This is a genomic window from Pseudomonas sp. GD03842 (assembly GCF_029841165.1).
In the GTDB taxonomy this organism is placed as follows: Bacteria; Pseudomonadota; Gammaproteobacteria; order Pseudomonadales; family Pseudomonadaceae; genus Aquipseudomonas.
The window spans coordinates 1-18608 of record NZ_JAOCEA010000002.1 but is presented as its reverse complement, the minus strand read 5'-3'; the positions used below and the strand labels follow the sequence as shown (position 1 = coordinate 18608).

Genomic DNA, 18608 nt, shown 5'->3' with positions numbered 1-18608 from the left:
CACCGATGTCATTACGCACTCTGCTCGCTGCACTGCTGTTGGCCTGCAGCTTCACGGCCGCCGCGGCCACCGAGGTCATCCCTCTGAATTACCGCACCAGCGACGACCTAATGCCCGCGGTGAAAGCTTTTCTGGGCAACGAGGGCAGCGTCAACGCCTACGGCAACAAACTCATCGTCAATGCCGAGCCCGGGAAGATCGATGAACTCAAGGGATTGCTGTCGCAACTGGACGTGGCCGCCAAGCGCCTGCTGATCAGCGTCGACACCAGCGACAACAGCATACAGAACGATCAAGGGTATTCGATCAACGGCACCGTTCGTTCGCAAAACGGCCAGATCAGCGCGGATGGCAAGACGCGCATCATCAACTACGGCACCGCCAGCCGCGATGGCGGCCTGCAGCAGGTCCAGGCCAATGAGGGCACGCCCGCCCTGATCCAGGTGGGGCAAAGCATTCCGATCACCAGCGTCCAGACCGATTCCTACGGCTACGCCCAGACCAACACCCAATACCGCAACGTCACCCGGGGCTTCTATGTGACCGCGACAGTCACAGGGGATATCGTTCATCTGAGCATCAGCACGAACAACGACCGCATGAGCCAGCAGCAGGCCGATGCGATCAAGGTGCAGAGCACCGACACTCAAGTCAGTGGGCGCCTCGGGGAATGGATCACCCTGGCAGGCGTCAGCGATCAGTCGCGCGCCGACGAGCACGGCATCACCCGTCGCTACGCCACACAAGGCCGTGACGACATGACCCTGCGGGTGAAGGTCGACAGCCTCGATTAAGCCATCCCCGCCTGTGAACTGACGACCGCTCCTACCATCTGGATCTGCGCTGGACGCACGACCGCACCCGATTCTGTAGGAGCGCACGAGCACCGCGAGGCCGCGATCGGCGCGAGGTCACGCCCCACCGATGCGGCAGCAAGTCCTGAATCCCCGATACTTCTGACACATCACCACCACCCGATTTACGACTGCTTCGCAGCCGATTGCGGCCTCGCACTGCTCGTGTGCTCCTACAAGGATTGCGTTCACTCCTGATAATTATGTAGTGCTGAAAAATCCACTACATATCCTCCCTCCCAGGTGACCACCCAGTATTACTGCGGACTCTCCTGTTCCAGCACTCGAAGGCCCGAAACTGACTGATGAGTCGTATTAGACGAAAGATGTAGTGACTTAAAATAATCACTACAAAGTGTTTGACGGCGCAAAAATGCCGAGGCATGATGGCCTCGCACTCACTGATCAGGGGCAGCACAGAAAGCCTCCGGATCTCGCTTGATACCTACCAGATCGAGCAAGTTAGCGTCTTTTAGCCCAAAAGGCTGCAGTATCGCCGCGCCATCGCGAAGGCGACCACAATCCAGACCAGCGAATACCTGCTTTCCGATTCAGTGAGCACCCTGACGTGCGCCCTCAAGAAAGTTCGGGCGCTGACAACTCAAACCGCTTCACCTCAAGACCCACAAGACCAAGCGACGAGGTTTACCCCATGGCACTGACACGCGAACAACAAATTGCAGCCATCGAGAAAGACTGGGCCGAGAACCCACGCTGGAAAGGCGTGACCCGCACCTACTCCGCTGCTGACGTCGTCCGCCTCCGTGGCTCGATCCAGCCTGAACATACGCTGGCGAAAATGGGCGCTGAAAAACTGTGGAATCTCGTGACGCAGGGCGCCAAACCGTCCTTTCGTCCCGACAAGGATTTCGTCAACTGCATGGGTGCGCTGACAGGCGGCCAAGCGGTGCAGCAGGTCAAAGCGGGCATCCAGGCAATCTATCTGTCTGGCTGGCAGGTGGCGGCCGACAATAACTCGGCCGAGTCGATGTACCCCGATCAATCGCTGTACCCGGTCGACTCGGTCCCGACAGTGGTCAAGCGCATCAACAACTCGTTCCGTCGGGCCGACCAGATCCAGTGGAAAGCCGGTAAAAACCCCGGCGACGAGGGCTATATCGATTACTTCGCACCGATCGTGGCAGACGCCGAAGCCGGCTTCGGTGGCGTGCTGAACGCCTATGAGTTGATGAAGAGCATGATCGAAGCGGGTGCCGCCGGCGTTCACTTCGAAGACCAACTGGCTTCGGTGAAGAAATGCGGTCATATGGGTGGCAAGGTGCTGGTCCCTACTCAAGAAGCCGTGCAGAAGCTGATTGCCGCTCGCCTGGCCGCCGACGTGGCTGGGGTGCCGACCATCATCCTGGCGCGCACCGATGCCAACGCGGCCGACCTGCTGACATCGGACTGCGACCCGTACGACCAGCCCTTCGTGACAGGAACCCGTACGCCTGAAGGCTTCTACAAGGTTCGCGCAGGCCTGGACCAGGCCATCGCCCGCGGCCTGGCGTATGCTCCCTACGCCGACCTGATCTGGTGCGAAACAGCCAAACCCGACCTGGACGAAGCTCGCCGCTTCGCCGAAGCGATCAAAAAGGAATACCCGGACCAACTGCTATCCTACAACTGCTCGCCCTCTTTCAACTGGAAGAAAAACCTGGACGACACGACTATCGCCAAATTCCAACGCGAGCTGTCGGCGATGGGCTACAAGCATCAGTTCATCACCCTGGCGGGCATTCACAACATGTGGCACAGCATGTTCAACCTGGCCCACGATTACGCCCGCAATGACATGACCGCCTACGTGAAACTGCAGGAGCAAGAGTTCGCGGATGCGGCCAAGGGCTATACCTTCGTTGCGCACCAGCAGGAAGTGGGCACCGGCTACTTCGACGACATGACCACCGTCATCCAGGGTGGCCAGTCCTCGGTCACCGCACTCACCGGCTCGACCGAAGAAGAACAGTTCCACTGAGTGCTACCTCATAGCCCCCGTCTCGGTTGACTGGTGAGGCTCTGCGCTCGATGACCCAATCGAAAGGTAGGTTATCGAGCGCGGACCCGGTCATTTGAATTGAATGACGCTTCAAATGCCCCGCCCCCAATCCTTTCATTTGACGGATGCAACATCCTCAACTTCTCTCATGTTTTCGGAACGGCACATAAGCGACCTTTAAATGATATTAATTATCATTTAAGTCCTGCTGGGTTCATTACCGTTTACGGGAAACATAATTAACCAGATGCCCCCTAATCCCCGCAGGGCGCGGGCCCGCGCGCCAAAACCGTGACCTGGCTCATTAATGCGGTGAATAAATTTGATTTAGAAAATTTACTTGCCCTTCTTTTGCACATAAAATCCCGGAATTGATCGCACTGCGACATATCGTCACTGCCTCTACTTCTTTTCAAGCTCAGAGACCGCTGTTCTCTGCTAAGGATTGCCAGCATGTCCGAATCGACAGGTTTGATTGCCCACAACTGGGGCTTCGCCATTTTCCTTTTGGGCGTCATCGGCCTCTGTGCCTTCATGCTTGGCCTTTCCAGCCTGCTCGGTTCCAAAGCCTGGGGCCGTAGCAAGAACGAACCGTTCGAATCCGGCATGCTGCCCACAGGCGGCGCCCGCCTGCGTCTCTCCGCGAAATTCTATCTGGTCGCGATGCTGTTCGTGATTTTCGATATCGAAGCCCTCTTTCTGTACGCCTGGTCTGTGTCCGTCCGCGAAAGCGGCTGGACCGGCTTCGCCGAAGCGCTCGTTTTCATAGCAATTCTGTTGGCAGGTCTTGTCTACCTATGGCGGGTAGGGGCGCTCGATTGGGCTCCCGTTGGTCGTCGTAACCGGCAGGCGAAGCTAAAACAATGAGGCTTTGGCAATGCAATACAATCTCACCAGAATCGATCCGGATGCGCCTAACGAGCAGTACCCCATCGGCGAGCGGGAAACCGTCACCGATCCGTTAGAGGATCAAGTCCACAAAAACATCTTCATGGGCAAGCTCTCGGACGTGCTGAGCAATGCTGTCAACTGGGGTCGCAAGAACTCCCTTTGGCCGTACAACTTCGGTCTGTCCTGCTGCTACGTGGAAATGACCACCGCCTTCACGGCGCCCCACGACATTGCACGTTTCGGTGCGGAAGTCATTCGGGCTTCACCGCGTCAGGCTGATTTCATGGTCATCGCCGGCACCTGCTTCGTGAAGATGGCTCCGATCATCCAGCGCCTCTACGAGCAAATGCTCGAGCCCAAGTGGGTCATTTCCATGGGTTCGTGCGCCAACTCCGGTGGCATGTACGACATCTATTCCGTGGTTCAGGGCGTGGACAAGTTCCTGCCTGTGGATGTCTACGTGCCCGGCTGCCCGCCCCGTCCAGAGGCATTCCTGCAAGGCCTGATGTTGCTGCAGGAATCCATTGGCCAGGAGCGTCGCCCTCTTTCCTGGGTCGTCGGCGACCAGGGCGTGTACCGCGCCGAGATGCCGTCGCAAAAGGAACAGCGCCGCGAACAGCGTATTCAGGTCACCAACCTGCGCAGCCCCGACGAAGTCTGATCCAGTTTTCTTTTACAAAAAGAAGCCTGAACCTGGGTTCATTCTGTACGTTGACCGATAGCGATCGAGACCTATGACTGCAGACACCGCTCTGTACATCCCGCCTTACAAGGCTGACGACCAAGACGTCGTCGTTGAATTGCACAACCGTTTTGGCGCCGACGCGTTCACCGCCCAAGCCACCGTCACTGGCATGCCAGTGCTGTGGGTCGCACGCGCAAAACTGGTGGAAATCCTCACGTTCCTGCGCAACGTGCCCAAGCCGTATTCGATGCTGTACGACCTGCACGGTGTCGACGAGCGCTTGCGCACCAAGCGTCGCGGCCTCCCCGATGCCGATTTCACCGTGTTCTACCATCTGCTGTCGGTGGAGCGTAACAGCGACGTGATGCTGAAGGTGGCCTTGTCCGAAGGCGACCTCAGCGTGCCCACCGTCACCGGCATCTGGCCCAACGCCAACTGGTACGAGCGCGAAGTGTGGGACATGTTCGGGATCGACTTCCCGGGCCACCCGCACCTGAGCCGCATCATGATGCCGCCCACTTGGGAAGGTCACCCGCTGCGCAAGGACTACCCTGCCCGCGCCACCGAGTTCGACCCCTACAGCCTGACGCTGGCCAAGCAGCAACTGGAAGAGGAAGCGGCTCGTTTCCGTCCGGAAGACTGGGGCATGAAACGCTCCGGCGCCAACGAGGACTACATGTTCCTCAACCTGGGTCCGAACCACCCTTCCGCCCACGGTGCGTTCCGTATCGTGCTGCAGTTGGACGGCGAAGAGATCGTCGACTGCGTGCCTGACATCGGTTATCACCATCGCGGTGCCGAGAAGATGGCGGAGCGTCAGTCCTGGCACAGCTTCATTCCCTACACCGACCGCATCGACTACCTCGGCGGGGTCATGAACAACCTGCCCTACGTGCTTTCGGTCGAGAAGCTGGCGGGCATCAAGGTGCCGGAGAAGGTCGACGTCATCCGTATCATGATGGCCGAGTTTTTCCGCATCACCAGCCACCTGTTGTTCCTGGGCACCTACATCCAGGACGTCGGGGCCATGACACCGGTGTTCTTCACTTTCACCGACCGTCAGCGTGCGTACACTGTGATCGAAGCCATCACCGGTTTCCGCCTGCACCCGGCCTGGTACCGCATCGGCGGCGTCGCCCACGACCTGCCGCGTGGCTGGGACAAGCTGGTCAAGGACTTCGTGGAATGGCTGCCCAAACGCCTGGACGAATACACCACCGCTGCGCTCAAGAACAGCATCCTGAAAGGCCGCACCATCGGCGTCGCCCAGTACAACACCAAAGAAGCGCTGGAATGGGGCGTCACCGGTGCCGGCCTGCGCTCGACCGGTTGCGACTTCGACCTGCGCAAGGCCCGTCCGTATTCGGGCTATGAGAATTTCGAGTTCGAAGTACCGCTGGGCCACAACGGCGATGCCTATGACCGCTGCATGGTCCGCGTCGAAGAAATGCGCCAAAGCATCAAAATCATCGACCAGTGCCTGCGCAACATGCCGGAAGGGCCGTACAAGGCGGATCACCCGCTGACCACGCCGCCTCCGAAAGAGCGCACCCTGCAGCATATCGAGACCTTGATCACGCACTTCCTGCAAGTTTCGTGGGGCCCGGTCATGCCGGCAAACGAGTCCTTCCAGATGATCGAAGCGACCAAGGGCATCAACAGTTATTACCTGACGAGCGACGGCGGCACCATGAGCTACCGTACCCGGATTCGCACCCCAAGCTACCCGCACCTGCAGCAGATCCCTTCGGTGATCAAAGGCAGCATGGTCGCGGACTTGATCGCGTACCTGGGTAGTATCGACTTCGTTATGGCCGACGTGGACCGCTAAGCATGAACAGCACGCTCATCCAGACAGACCGTTTCGCCCTGAGCGAATCCGAGCGCTCGGCCATCGAGCACGAAATGCATCACTACGAGGACCCGCGCGCGGCGTCCATCGAAGCCCTTAAGATCGTCCAGAAAGAACGCGGCTGGGTGCCGGACGGCGCCATCTACGCCATCGGCGAAGTGCTGGGCATCCCGGCGAGCGACGTTGAGGGTGTGGCCACGTTCTACAGCCAGATCTTCCGTCAGCCAGTGGGCCGTCACATCATCCGCGTCTGCAACAGCATGGTCTGCTACATCGCAGGCCACGAAGACATCGTCGGCGAGATCCAGAGCACCCTGGGCATCGGCCTGGGTCAGACCACGGCCGATGGCCGCTTCACCCTGCTGCCCGCCTGCTGCCTGGGCAACTGCGACAAGGCCCCGGCGGTCATGATCGACGACGACACTTTCGGCAATCTGCAGCCTGCTGGCGTCGCCCAGCTGCTGGAGGGTTACGTATGACCATCACTTCCTTCGGTCCGGCCAACCTGATCAAGCGCACGCCGGAAACCCATCCCCTGACCTGGCGCCTGCGTGACGACGGCCAGCCCGTGTGGCTGGATGAGTACCAGGCCAAAGACGGCTACGCCGCTGCGCGCAAGGCCTTGACCCAGCAATCGCCTGACGAGATCGTGCAGGCGGTCAAGGATTCCGGGCTCAAGGGTCGCGGCGGTGCGGGCTTTCCCACCGGCGTGAAGTGGGGTCTGATGCCCAAGGACGAATCCCTCAACATCCGCTACCTGCTGTGCAACGCGGACGAGATGGAGCCCAACACCTGGAAAGACCGCATGCTGATGGAGCAACTGCCCCACCTGCTGGTGGAAGGCATGCTGATCAGCGCCCGCGCGTTGAAAGCCTACCGCGGTTACATCTTCCTGCGGGGCGAGTACGTCACCGCCGCCAAGCACTTGAACCGTGCGGTGGAAGAAGCCAAGGCTGCGGGCCTGCTGGGCAAGAACATCCTGGGTACCGGCTTCGACTTCGAGCTGTTCGTCCATACCGGCGCCGGGCGTTACATCTGCGGTGAAGAAACCGCACTGATCAACTCCCTCGAAGGCCGCCGCGCCAATCCGCGCTCCAAGCCGCCCTTCCCTGCCGCCGTCGGCGTATGGGGCAAGCCGACCTGCGTGAACAACGTCGAAACCCTGTGCAACGTCCCGGCGATCGTGAACAACGGCAACGACTGGTACAAGTCGCTGGCCCGTGAAGGCAGCGAAGACCACGGCACCAAGTTGATGGGCTTCTCCGGCAAGGTGAAGAACCCGGGCATCTGGGAACTGCCATTCGGTCTGCCAGCCCGTGAACTGTTCGAAGACTACGCAGGCGGCATGCGCGACGGCTACAAGCTCAAGTGCTGGCAGCCTGGCGGTGCTGGTACCGGTTTCCTGCTGCCCGAGCACCTCGACTGCCAGTTCTACGCCGGTGGCGTGGCGAAGGTCGGCACCCGGATGGGTACGGGCTTGGCGATGGCGGTGGATGACAAGGTCAACATGGTCTCGCTGCTGCGCAACATGGAGGAGTTCTTCGCCCAGGAGTCGTGCGGTTTCTGCACCCCTTGTCGCGACGGCCTGCCATGGAGCGTGAAGATGCTGCGCGCCCTGGAAAAAGGCCAGGGTCAACCGGGCGACATCGAAACGCTGCTGGGGTTGGTCAACTTCCTCGGCCCAGGCAAGACCTTCTGCGCCCACGCACCGGGCGCCGTGGAACCTCTGGGCAGCGCGATCAAGTACTTCCGATCCGAGTTCGAAGCCGGCATCGCACCTGCGCGTGCGGGCGATCTGACTCAGGTCAAAAGCCCGACGATAGCGGGCGCCTGAATAGACTGACCGGTCGACAAGCCGAAAGCCTGTCGGCCCTTGCCCTGGTTGCGCCACTGAATGTCACACCTCAGCGGCTGTTCGAACCGGGGCAGAACCGAGATTCCATTAGCCACGCCCGCTGACACCGGGCCAACGAAGACCTTTGAACCATGGCTACTATTCACGTAGACGGCAAAGCGCTCGAAGTCGATGGCGCAGACAACCTGTTACAGGCCTGTCTGTCGCTGGGGCTCGACATTCCTTATTTCTGCTGGCATCCAGCCCTTGGCAGCGTCGGCGCCTGTCGCCAATGCGCGGTCAAGCAGTACACCGACGAGAACGACACCCGTGGTCGTATCGTCATGTCCTGCATGACCCCTGCCCAGGACAACACCTGGATCTCCATCGACGACGAAGAGTCCAAGGCGTTCCGCGCCAGCGTCGTCGAATGGCTGATGACCAACCACCCTCACGACTGCCCGGTCTGCGAGGAAGGCGGTCATTGCCACCTGCAGGACATGACCGTGATGACCGGCCACAACGAGCGCCGGTATCGCTTCACCAAACGCACTCACCAGAACCAGGAATTGGGGCCGTTCATCGCTCACGAGATGAACCGCTGCATCGCCTGCTACCGCTGCGTGCGCTTCTATAAAGATTACGCCGGCGGCACCGACCTGGGCGTCTACGGCGCTCACGACAACGTGTACTTCGGGCGCGTTGAAAGCGGCACGCTGGAAAGCGAGTTCTCCGGCAACCTCACCGAGGTCTGCCCGACCGGTGTGTTCACCGACAAGACCCACTCCGAGCGTTACAACCGCAAGTGGGACATGCAGTTCTCCCCGAGCATCTGCCACGGCTGCTCCAGCGGTTGCAACATCAGCCCGGGTGAGCGTTATGGCGAGATCCGCCGCATCGAGAACCGTTACAACGGTTCGGTCAACCAGTACTTCCTGTGCGACCGTGGCCGTTTCGGTTATGGCTACGTCAACCGCACCGATCGCCCACGTCAGCCACTGCTGACCCAAGGCAACGTCAAGCTGAGCCTGGACCAGGCGCTGGACAAGGCCGCCGACCTGCTGCGCGGCCGGACCATCGTCGGCATCGGCTCGCCCCGCGCCAGCCTGGAAAGCAACTTCGCCCTGCGTGAACTGGTGGGCGGCGAGTACTTCTACTCCGGCATCGAAGCCGGGGAGCTGGAACGCCTGCAACTGATCGTTCAGGTGCTCAAGGACAGCCCGCTGCCGATCCCGACGCTGCGTGAAGTCGAAGAGCACGACGCCGTGTTCATCCTGGGTGAAGACGTCACTCAGACCGCCGCGCGTATGGCCCTGGGGCTGCGTCAGTCGGTCAAGAACAAGGCTGAAGACATGGCCGCTGCGATGAAAGTCCAGCCTTGGCTGGACGCTGCGGTGAAGAACATCGGCCAACACGAGCTGAACCCGTTGTTCATCGCCAGCCTGGCTGATACTCGCCTGGACGATGTGGCCGAAGAATGCGTGCACGCTGCGCCTGACGACCTGGCCCGCCTCGGTTTCGCCGTTGCGCATGCCATCGACCCGAGTGCCCCGGCCGTCGCAGGCCTGGACAGCGAAGCACTTGAACTGGCGCAACGCATCGCCGATGCCCTGCTGGCCGCCAAGCGTCCGCTGGTGATCTCGGGTGCGTCGCTGGGTTCCAACGCACTGATCGAAGCGGCGGCGAACATCGCCAAAGCCTTGAAACTGCGCGACAAAAACGGTTCGTTGAGCCTGATCGTCCCCGAAGCCAACAGCATGGGCCTGGCCCTGTTCGGTGGTGACTCGGTAGATGCAGCGCTGGACCAGGTGATTTCGGGCAAGGCCGATGCCATCGTCGTGCTGGAAAACGATCTGTTCACCCGCACCGACGCCGCCAAAGTGGAAGCTGCACTGAACGCTGCGAAAGTGGTGATCGTCGCTGACCATCAGAAGACTGCCACCACCGACCGCGCCGACCTGATCCTGCCTGCCGCCAGTTTCGCGGAAGGCGACGGTACGCTGGTCAGCCAGGAAGGCCGCGCCCAGCGCTTCTTCCAGGTCTACGATCCCACCTACCTGGACGCGAGCATCCAGATCCATGAAGGCTGGCGCTGGCTCCACGCCCTGCGCGCTACCCTGCTGAACAAGCCGGTGGACTGGACGCAGCTGGACCACGTCACCGACGCCTGCGCTGCAAGCCATCCACAACTGGCCGGTATCGTCGGCGCAGCACCTTCGGCCGCGTTCCGCATCAAGGGTCTGAAGCTGGCTCGCGAACCGCTGCGCTACAGCGGCCGCACCGCCATGCGCGCCAACATCAGCGTCCACGAGCCGCGCACCCCGCAGGACAAGGACTCGGCCTTCGCCTTCTCGATGGAAGGCTATTCGGGTTCCGCCGAGCCGCGTTCCCAGGTGCCGTTCGCCTGGTCGCCCGGCTGGAACTCTCCGCAAGCGTGGAACAAGTTCCAGGACGAAGTCGGTGGTCACCTGCGTGCTGGCGATCCAGGCGTGCGCCTGATCGAAAGCAATGGCGACAAGCTCGGCTGGTTCGCCAGCGTGCCGCGGGCCTTCTCCCCTGCCCAGGGGACTTGGCAAGTGGTGCCGTTCTTCCACCTGTTCGGCAGCGAGGAAAACTCCTCCAAGGCCGCACCGGTTCAAGAACGCATCCCTGAAGCCTATGTGGCGCTGGCCAAGTCCGAAGCGGACCGCCTGGGCGTCAACGACGGTGCCCTGCTCAGCCTCAACGTTGCCGGCCAGACCCTGCGTCTGCCACTGCGCATCAACGAAGAGTTGGGCGCCGGTCTGGTGGCCTTGCCATCCGGGCTGGCGGGCATACCTCCGGCGCTGGCCGGGAAAACCGTTGAGGGTCTGCAGGAGGCGGCACAATGACGTGGTTTACCCCTGAAGTGATCGCTTCGATCATTGCCGTCCTCAAGGCCATCGTGGTGCTGCTCGCCGTGGTGGTCTGCGGCGCGCTGCTCAGCTTCGTCGAGCGTCGCCTGCTGGGCTGGTGGCAGGACCGGTACGGTCCCAACCGCGTCGGCCCGTTCGGCATGTTCCAGATCGCCGCGGACATGCTGAAGATGTTTTTCAAGGAAGACTGGAACCCGCCCTTCGTCGACCGCATGATCTTCACTCTGGCGCCCGTCGTGGCCATGAGTGCGCTGCTGATCTCGTTCTCGATCATCCCGGTCACCCAGACCTGGGTCGTGGCGGACCTGAACATCGGCCTGCTGTTCTTCTTCGCCATGGCCGGTCTGTCGGTCTACGCGGTGCTGTTCGCAGGCTGGTCGTCGAACAACAAGTACGCGCTGCTGGGCAGCTTGCGCGCCTCGGCGCAGACCGTTTCGTACGAAGTGTTCCTGGGCCTGTCCCTGATGGGCATCATCGTTCAGGTTGGCTCGTTCAACATGGGCGACATCGTTCAGTACCAGGCCGATCACCTGTGGTTCATCATTCCGCAGTTCTTCGGCTTCTGCACCTTCTTCATCGCAGGCGTCGCGGTGACCCACCGCCACCCGTTCGACCAGCCGGAAGCGGAGCAGGAACTGGCCGACGGCTACCACATTGAATACGCCGGCATGAAATGGGGCATGTTCTTCGTGGGTGAGTACATCGGCATCATCCTGATTTCGGCGCTGCTGGTGACGCTGTTCTTCGGTGGCTGGCACGGTCCGTTCAACATCCTGCCGCAACTCTCGTTCATGTGGTTTGTTCTGAAAACCGCGTTCTTCATCATGCTGTTCATCCTGCTGCGCGCTTCCATCCCGCGTCCACGTTATGACCAGGTGATGGATTTCAGCTGGAAGTTCTGCCTGCCACTGACCCTGATCAATTTGCTGGTGACCGCTGCGGTCGTCCTGGCGGCTCAGTGAGGATTTGACCCATGTTCAAATATATTGGCGACATCGTTAAGGGTACCGGTACCCAGTTGCGCAGCCTGGTGATGATCTTCGGCCACGGCTTCCGCAAGCGCGACACCCTGCAATACCCGGAAGAACCGGTTTACCTGCCACCCCGCTACCGGGGTCGCATCGTCCTGACCCGCGACCCTGACGGCGAAGAGCGCTGCGTGGCGTGCAACCTGTGCGCCGTGGCCTGCCCGGTCGGTTGCATTTCACTGCAGAAAGCCGAGACCGAAGACGGTCGCTGGTACCCGGACTTCTTCCGCATCAACTTCTCGCGTTGCATCTTCTGCGGTCTCTGTGAAGAAGCCTGCCCGACCACGGCGATCCAGCTCACGCCGGATTTCGAGATGGCCGAGTTCAAACGTCAGGATCTGGTCTATGAGAAGGAAGATCTGCTGATCTCCGGCCCCGGCAAGAACCCTGACTACAACTTCTACCGCGTTGCCGGTATGGCCATCGCTGGCAAGCCGAAAGGCGCTGCACAGAACGAAGCCGAACCCATCAACGTCAAGAGCTTGCTGCCTTAAGGAAGAAAGATGGAATTCGCTTTCTATTTCGCATCCGGCATCGCTGTGGTCTCTACCCTGAGGGTGGTGACGCACACGAACCCGGTGCACGCCCTGCTCTACCTGATCATCTCGCTGATCGCCGTGGCCATGACCTTCTTCAGCCTCGGCGCGCCCTTCGCCGGCGCCCTGGAAGTGATCGCTTACGCGGGCGCCATCATGGTGCTGTTCGTGTTCGTGGTCATGATGCTGAACCTGGGCCCGGCCTCGGTTCAGCAGGAACGCGCCTGGCTCAAACCCGGCATCTGGCTGGGGCCGATCCTGCTGTGCGGTCTATTGCTGGCCGAGCTGATCTACATGCTGTTCGCCCACTCCACCGGTGCCGGTATCGGCCACACTACGGTGGATGCCAAAGCCGTCGGCGTCAGCCTGTTCGGCCCTTACCTGCTGGTTGTCGAACTTGCGTCGATGCTGCTGCTCGCCGCAGCCGTGACCGCATTCCACGTCGGCCGCAACGAGGCGAAGGAGTAAACCATGCATTCAGCTATCCCTCTCGAGCATGGTCTGGCAGTTGCCGGTCTGCTGTTCTGCCTCGGCCTGGCGGGCCTGTTGGTACGCCGCAACATTCTGTTCGTGTTGATGAGCCTGGAAGTGATGATGAACTCTGCCGCCCTGGCCTTCGTCGTGGCGGGCAGCCGCTGGGCGCAGCCTGACGGTCAGGTGATGTTCATTCTGGTGATCAGCCTTGCCGCCGCCGAAGCCAGTATTGGCCTGGCGATCCTGCTGCAGCTGTATCGCCGCTTCCACACTCTCGATATCGACGCTGCCAGCGAGATGCGCGGATGAACCTACTCTTTCTGACTTTCGTATTCCCTCTGATCGGCTTCCTGCTGCTGTCGTTTTCGCGCGGCAAGTGGTCGGAAAACCTTTCCGCCCTCGTGGGCGTAGGCTCCATCGGCCTGTCGGCCATCGTCGCTGCCTACGTGATCTGGCAATTCAACGTGGCCCCGCCGGAAGGCGGCCACCTGACCTTGGTGCTGTGGCGCTGGATGTCGGTGGACGGCTTCGATCCGAACTTCGCGCTGTATGTCGATGGCCTGTCCATCACCATGCTGGGTGTGGTGGTCGGCGTGGGTTTCCTGATCCACCTCTTCGCCTCGTGGTACATGCGTGGTGAAGACGGTTATTCGCGGTTCTTCTCCTACACCAACCTGTTCATCGCCAGCATGCTGTTCCTGATCCTGGGCGACAACCTGCTGTTCATCTACTTCGGTTGGGAAGGCGTGGGCCTGTGCTCGTACCTGTTGATCGGTTTCTATTACAGCAACCGAAACAACGGCAACGCGGCACTCAAGGCCTTCATCGTGACCCGCATCGGCGACGTGTTCATGGCCATCGGCCTGTTCATTCTGTTCCAGCAACTGGGCACGCTGAACATTCAAGAGCTGCTGGTTCGCGCCCCGCAACATTTCAAGGTCGGCGATTTCTGGATCGTGCTCGCGACCCTGATGCTGTTGGGCGGTGCGGTCGGTAAATCTGCACAGTTGCCGCTGCAGACCTGGCTCGCGGACGCCATGGCCGGTCCTACCCCGGTCTCGGCACTGATCCACGCCGCGACCATGGTCACCGCGGGTGTCTACCTGATCGCCCGTACCCACGGTCTGTTCGCCCTGGCACCGGACATCCTGCACCTGGTCGGCATCGTGGGTGGCATCACCCTGGTACTGGCCGGTTTCGCAGCGCTGGTCCAGACCGACATCAAACGCATCCTCGCCTACTCGACCATGAGCCAGATCGGCTACATGTTCCTGGCGCTGGGTGTAGGTGCCTGGGAAGGGGCGATTTTCCACCTGATGACCCACGCATTCTTCAAGGCCCTGCTGTTCCTGGCCTCCGGTGCGGTGATCGTGGCCTGCCATCACGAGCAGAACATCTTCAAGATGGGCGGCCTGTGGAAAAAGCTGCCTCTGGCCTACACCAGCTTCATCGTCGGCGGCGCGGCCCTGGCAGCCCTGCCGATCCTGACGGCGGGCTTCTACTCCAAGGACGAAATCCTCTGGGAAGCGTTCGCCAGCGGCCATCAATATCTGCTGTACGCGGGCCTGGTCGGTGCGTTCATGACCTCGCTGTACACCTTCCGCCTGATCTTCATCGCCTTCCACGGCGAAGCGAAGACCGAAGCTCACGCCGGCCACGGGATTTCCCACTGGTTGCCGCTGGGCGTGCTGATCGTTCTGTCCACCTTCGTCGGCGCCTGGATCCATCCGCCGCTGGCCGGTGTACTGCCGGAAAGCGCAGGCCATGCCGGCGGCGAAGCCAAGCACAGCCTGGAAATCGCCTCGGGAGCCATCGCCCTGGCCGGTATCCTGCTGTCGGCCCTGCTGTTTTTGGGCAAGCGTCGCTTGGTCACCGCCATCGCCAACAGTGGGCCGGGTCGCTTCCTCTCCGCCTGGTGGTTCGCGGCCTGGGGCTTCGACTGGCTCTACGATGTGCTGTTCGTTAAACCTTACCTGGCAATCAGCCGCATTCTGCGGGGTGATCCGCTCGACCACACCATCGGTGTGATCCCGCGTCTGGCCAAGGCCGGTAACAGTCTGATGAGTCGTACCGAAACCGGTCAGCTCCGCTGGTATGCCGCTTCGATCGCTGCAGGTGCCGTACTGGTGCTTGGCGCGATTGTGCTGGTCTGATGAGTCGATCTGACATGAACCTTGCGACTTTGCGAAAGGAATTGAGCCCGTCATGATTCTGCCTTGGCTAATCCTGATCCCCTTCATCGGCGGCCTGCTGTGCTGGCAAGGTGAGCGCTTCGGCCCTACCCTGCCGCGCTGGATTGCGCTGCTGACTATGTCCCTGCTGACGGCCCTGGGCCTCTGGCTGTGGTTGACCGGTACTTACACCTACGCACCGACCCCCGGTGCCGATCCGAGCTGGGCCCTTGAATTCAAGGCCCAGTGGATCCAGCGCTTCGGTATCAGCGTGCATCTGGCGCTCGATGGTCTGTCGTTGCTGATGATCCTCCTGACCGGCTTGCTGGGTATTCTCTCGGTACTCTGCTCCTGGAAAGAGATTCAGCGTAACGTCGGTTTCTTCCACCTGAACCTGATGTGGATCCTGGGCGGCGTCGTCGGCGTGTTCCTCGCCATCGACCTGTTCATGTTCTTCTTCTTCTGGGAAATGATGCTGGTGCCGATGTATTTCCTCATCGCGCTCTGGGGTCACAGCTCGGCGGATGGCAAGAAAACCCGTATCTACGCCGCGACCAAGTTCTTCATTTTCACGCAGGCCAGCGGCCTGATCATGCTGGTGGCGATCCTGGGTCTGGTGCTGGTGCACTTCAACCAGACCGGCGTGATCACCTTCGCCTACGCCGATCTGCTGAAGACCAAACTGGCGCCTGGCACCGAGTACATCCTGATGCTGGGCTTCTTCATCGCCTTCGCGGTGAAACTGCCCATCGTGCCGCTGCACTCCTGGTTGCCTGACGCTCACGCCCAGGCCCCCACCGCAGGTTCCGTGGACTTGGCGGGTATCCTGCTGAAGACCGCTGCGTATGGTCTGCTGCGCTTTGCCCTGCCGCTGTTCCCGAACGCGTCGGCGGAGTTCGCGCCAATCGCGATGATCCTGGGCCTGATCGGTATCTTCTACGGTGCGTTTCTGGCCTTCGCTCAGACCGACATCAAGCGCCTGATCGCCTTTTCCAGCGTCTCGCACATGGGCTTCGTCCTGATCGGTATCTACTCCGGCAGCCAGCAAGCCCTGCAAGGCGTGGTGGTGCAGATGCTGGCGCACGGTCTGTCCGCCGCTGCGCTGTTTATCCTCAGTGGTCAACTGTACGAACGCCTGCACACCCGTGACATGCGCGAAATGGGTGGCCTGTGGAACAAGATCGCCTACCTGCCGGCCATCAGCCTGTTCTTCGCAGCCGCTTCGCTGGGTCTGCCGGGCACGGGTAACTTCGTCGGCGAGTTCCTGATCCTGATCGGTACTTTCGTCAGCGCGCCTTGGATCACCGCCATCGCCACTTCCGGTCTGGTGTTCGGTTCGGTCTACTCGCTGATCATGATCCACCGCGCCTACTTCGGCCCTGCAAAGACTGAAGAAATCTACCGTGGCATGGAAGGTCGTGAACTGATCATGGTGCTGAGCCTGGCGGTGCTGCTGGTGCTGCTGGGTGTCTACCCGCAGCCGGTCCTCGACACCTCCTCGGCGACCATGCATGGCGTGCAGCAATGGCTTGGCACTGCCTTCACTCAACTCGCTTCGGCCCGGTAAGAGCGCTATGGACCTGACGATTCAACACTTTATTGCGCTGGCGCCGCTGCTGATCACCAGCCTCACCGTTGTGGTGGTGATGCTGGGCATCGCATGGCGTCGCAGTCACTCGCAATCGTTCCTGCTCACCGTGGCGGGACTCAACCTGGCCCTGTTATCGATTTACCCGGCCCTCAAAGTCGCGCCGCTGGTGGTCCCCCCCCTGCTGCAGATCGACAGCTTCGCCTTGCTGTACATCGGGATCATCCTGGTCTCGACCCTGGCCTGCGTCACCCTGGCACACGCCTACATGGGTGAAGGCAAGGCAGGCTACCCAGGCAACCGCGAAGAGCTTTACCTGTTGATCCTGATGGCCGCTGCCGGTGGCATGGTGCTGGTCGCCGCGCAACACCTGGCAGGCCTGTTCATCGGTCTGGAGCTGCTCTCGGTGCCGGTCTACGGTCTGGTCGCTTACGCGTTCTTCAACAAGCGCTCGCTGGAAGCCGGTATCAAGTACATGGTGCTGTCGGCCGCAGGTTCCGCGTTCCTGCTGTTCGGCATGGCATTGCTGTACGCCGACGCCGGCAGCCTGGGTTTCAGCGAAATCGGCAAGGCCATCGCGGCCACCGGCATGCCTAGCCAGATGGCCAGCCTCGGTTTGGGCATGATGCTGATCGGCCTGGGCTTCAAGCTGTCGCTGGTGCCCTTCCACTTGTGGACCCCGGACGTGTACGAAGGCTCCCCTGCACCAGTGGCGGCTTTCCTCGCCACGGCCAGCAAGGTGGCGGTATTCGGTGTACTGGTGCGTCTGTTCCAGATCTCCCCTGCCGCTACCAGCGGTGTGCTGACTGATGTCATGGCGGTCATCGCCGTGGCATCGATCCTGATCGGCAACCTGCTGGCCCTGACCCAGAACAACCTCAAGCGTCTGCTGGGTTACTCGTCCATCGCTCACTTCGGCTACATGATGATCGCGATGGTCGCCAGCAAAGGCATGGCCGTCGAGGCCATCAGTGTGTACCTGGTGACTTATGTGTTGACCAGCCTGGGTGCGTTCGGGGTAATCACCCTGATGTCGTCGCCTTACAGCGGGCGCGATGCCGATGCGATGTTCGAATACCGGGGTCTGTTCTGGCGTCGTCCGTACCTGACTGCCGTACTGACCGTCATGATGCTGTCGCTGGCGGGTATCCCCCTGACCACCGGCTTCATCGGCAAGTTCTACATCATTGCCACGGGCGTAGAGGCTCACCTGTGGTGGCTGACCGGTTCGCTGGTCGTGGGCAGCGCCATCGGGGTGTTTTATTACCTGCGGGTGATGGTGACGCTGTATCTGCAGGATTCGAAGATCCAGCGCCACGATGCTCCGTTCAATTGGGCACAGCGTGCGGGTGGTGTGATGCTGTTGGGGATTACGCTGCTGGCGTTCTTCCTCGGCGTTTACCCACAGCCGCTGTTGACGCTGGTGCAGCACGCCGGGTTGTGAGGACTCGGTGAGATGTGAAGAGCCCCGCTTTTAGCGGGGCTTTTTTTTGGGGTTTGGTTGGTGGGTACGGTTTTTGGGGTGAAGCGTGAGGCGGTTCTGGACTGATTGATCGCATTACAGGGTTGCTGGTTTTTTGGGGATTGGGGCAGATACGTTGCCGAAAAGTGTCCACCATGTTTCCGGTCTATACACCAAGACAAATGGGGCCGCTGCAAAAGCGGAACGGTGAATCAGCATCACCCTCGCCAATGGATCAGCCCTCGGTTTCGGGACCCGTATAGCCTGGTTATGGGCGCCGCTGAAATCGGGGGCAGATCCGTTGGCGTGTGGGCTGGGAGCCAGGTTTCGCTCCTTACGA

Annotated in this window: 15 protein-coding genes; all 15 read left to right on the top strand. The window is 60.8% G+C overall.

The features are described from left to right. The first annotated feature begins 5 nt into the window (after nucleotides 1–5). The 15 genes from N5D61_RS02480 to nuoN all read left to right on the top strand — a co-directional run bounded on the left by N5D61_RS02480 (nucleotide 6) and on the right by nuoN (nucleotide 18250). Complete coding sequence (locus N5D61_RS02480; protein ID WP_279890562.1) at nucleotides 6–794, top strand: secretin N-terminal domain-containing protein; 789 nt, start codon at nucleotides 6–8, stop codon at nucleotides 792–794. Nucleotides 795–1506: 712 nt separating this feature from the next. Continuing rightward, nucleotides 1507–2832, top strand: coding sequence for an isocitrate lyase (gene aceA, locus N5D61_RS02475; RefSeq protein ID WP_108239281.1), 1326 nt, complete (start codon nucleotides 1507–1509; stop codon nucleotides 2830–2832). A gap of 474 nt (nucleotides 2833–3306) precedes the next feature. Next, complete coding sequence (locus N5D61_RS02470) at nucleotides 3307–3720, top strand: NADH-quinone oxidoreductase subunit A (protein WP_108239282.1); 414 nt, start codon at nucleotides 3307–3309, stop codon at nucleotides 3718–3720. 10 nt (nucleotides 3721–3730) lie between these two features. Further along, nucleotides 3731–4405, top strand: a complete 675-nt coding sequence (locus N5D61_RS02465) for an NADH-quinone oxidoreductase subunit B (protein WP_279890559.1) — start codon at nucleotides 3731–3733, stop codon at nucleotides 4403–4405. Between the two features lie 73 nt (nucleotides 4406–4478). Continuing rightward, nucleotides 4479–6260, top strand: coding sequence for an NADH-quinone oxidoreductase subunit C/D (gene nuoC, locus N5D61_RS02460; protein ID WP_279890557.1), 1782 nt, complete (start codon nucleotides 4479–4481; stop codon nucleotides 6258–6260). 2 nt (nucleotides 6261–6262) lie between these two features. Then, nucleotides 6263–6760 (top strand): NADH-quinone oxidoreductase subunit NuoE, encoded by a 498-nt coding sequence (gene nuoE, locus N5D61_RS02455; RefSeq protein ID WP_279890555.1) that lies wholly within the window; start codon nucleotides 6263–6265, stop codon nucleotides 6758–6760. Next, nucleotides 6757–8115 carry an NADH-quinone oxidoreductase subunit NuoF gene (gene nuoF / locus N5D61_RS02450; RefSeq protein ID WP_108239286.1) on the top strand — a complete coding sequence of 453 codons (1359 nt, stop codon included), beginning with the start codon at nucleotides 6757–6759 and terminating at the stop codon, nucleotides 8113–8115. The genes nuoE and nuoF overlap by 4 nt, the downstream gene beginning before the upstream one ends. 152 nt (nucleotides 8116–8267) lie before the next feature. Continuing rightward, nucleotides 8268–10985, top strand: a complete 2718-nt coding sequence (nuoG, locus tag N5D61_RS02445; protein ID WP_108239287.1) for an NADH-quinone oxidoreductase subunit NuoG — start codon at nucleotides 8268–8270, stop codon at nucleotides 10983–10985. Continuing rightward, a complete protein-coding gene (gene nuoH / locus N5D61_RS02440) occupies nucleotides 10982–11971 on the top strand; it encodes an NADH-quinone oxidoreductase subunit NuoH (RefSeq protein WP_108239288.1) in 990 nt (329 codons plus the stop codon). The genes nuoG and nuoH overlap by 4 nt, the downstream gene beginning before the upstream one ends. Nucleotides 11972–11982: 11 nt before the next feature. Continuing rightward, entirely contained in the window at nucleotides 11983–12531 is a 549-nt protein-coding gene (nuoI, locus tag N5D61_RS02435) for an NADH-quinone oxidoreductase subunit NuoI (protein WP_108239289.1), read from the top strand. Nucleotides 12532–12540: 9 nt separating this feature from the next. Beyond that, nucleotides 12541–13041, top strand: coding sequence for an NADH-quinone oxidoreductase subunit J (gene nuoJ / locus N5D61_RS02430; protein ID WP_279890552.1), 501 nt, complete (start codon nucleotides 12541–12543; stop codon nucleotides 13039–13041). A gap of 3 nt (nucleotides 13042–13044) precedes the next feature. Continuing rightward, nucleotides 13045–13356, top strand: coding sequence for an NADH-quinone oxidoreductase subunit NuoK (gene nuoK / locus N5D61_RS02425; RefSeq protein ID WP_108239291.1), 312 nt, complete (start codon nucleotides 13045–13047; stop codon nucleotides 13354–13356). Next, nucleotides 13353–15200, top strand: coding sequence for an NADH-quinone oxidoreductase subunit L (gene nuoL / locus N5D61_RS02420; RefSeq protein ID WP_108239292.1), 1848 nt, complete (start codon nucleotides 13353–13355; stop codon nucleotides 15198–15200). Before nuoK ends, nuoL begins: the two co-directional genes overlap by 4 nt. A gap of 52 nt (nucleotides 15201–15252) precedes the next feature. Next, nucleotides 15253–16785, top strand: a complete 1533-nt coding sequence (nuoM, locus tag N5D61_RS02415; protein WP_279890549.1) for an NADH-quinone oxidoreductase subunit M — start codon at nucleotides 15253–15255, stop codon at nucleotides 16783–16785. Between the two features lie 7 nt (nucleotides 16786–16792). Further along, nucleotides 16793–18250 carry an NADH-quinone oxidoreductase subunit NuoN gene (nuoN, locus tag N5D61_RS02410; RefSeq protein ID WP_279890547.1) on the top strand — a complete coding sequence of 486 codons (1458 nt, stop codon included), beginning with the start codon at nucleotides 16793–16795 and terminating at the stop codon, nucleotides 18248–18250. The last annotated feature ends 358 nt before the right edge of the window (nucleotides 18251–18608 follow it).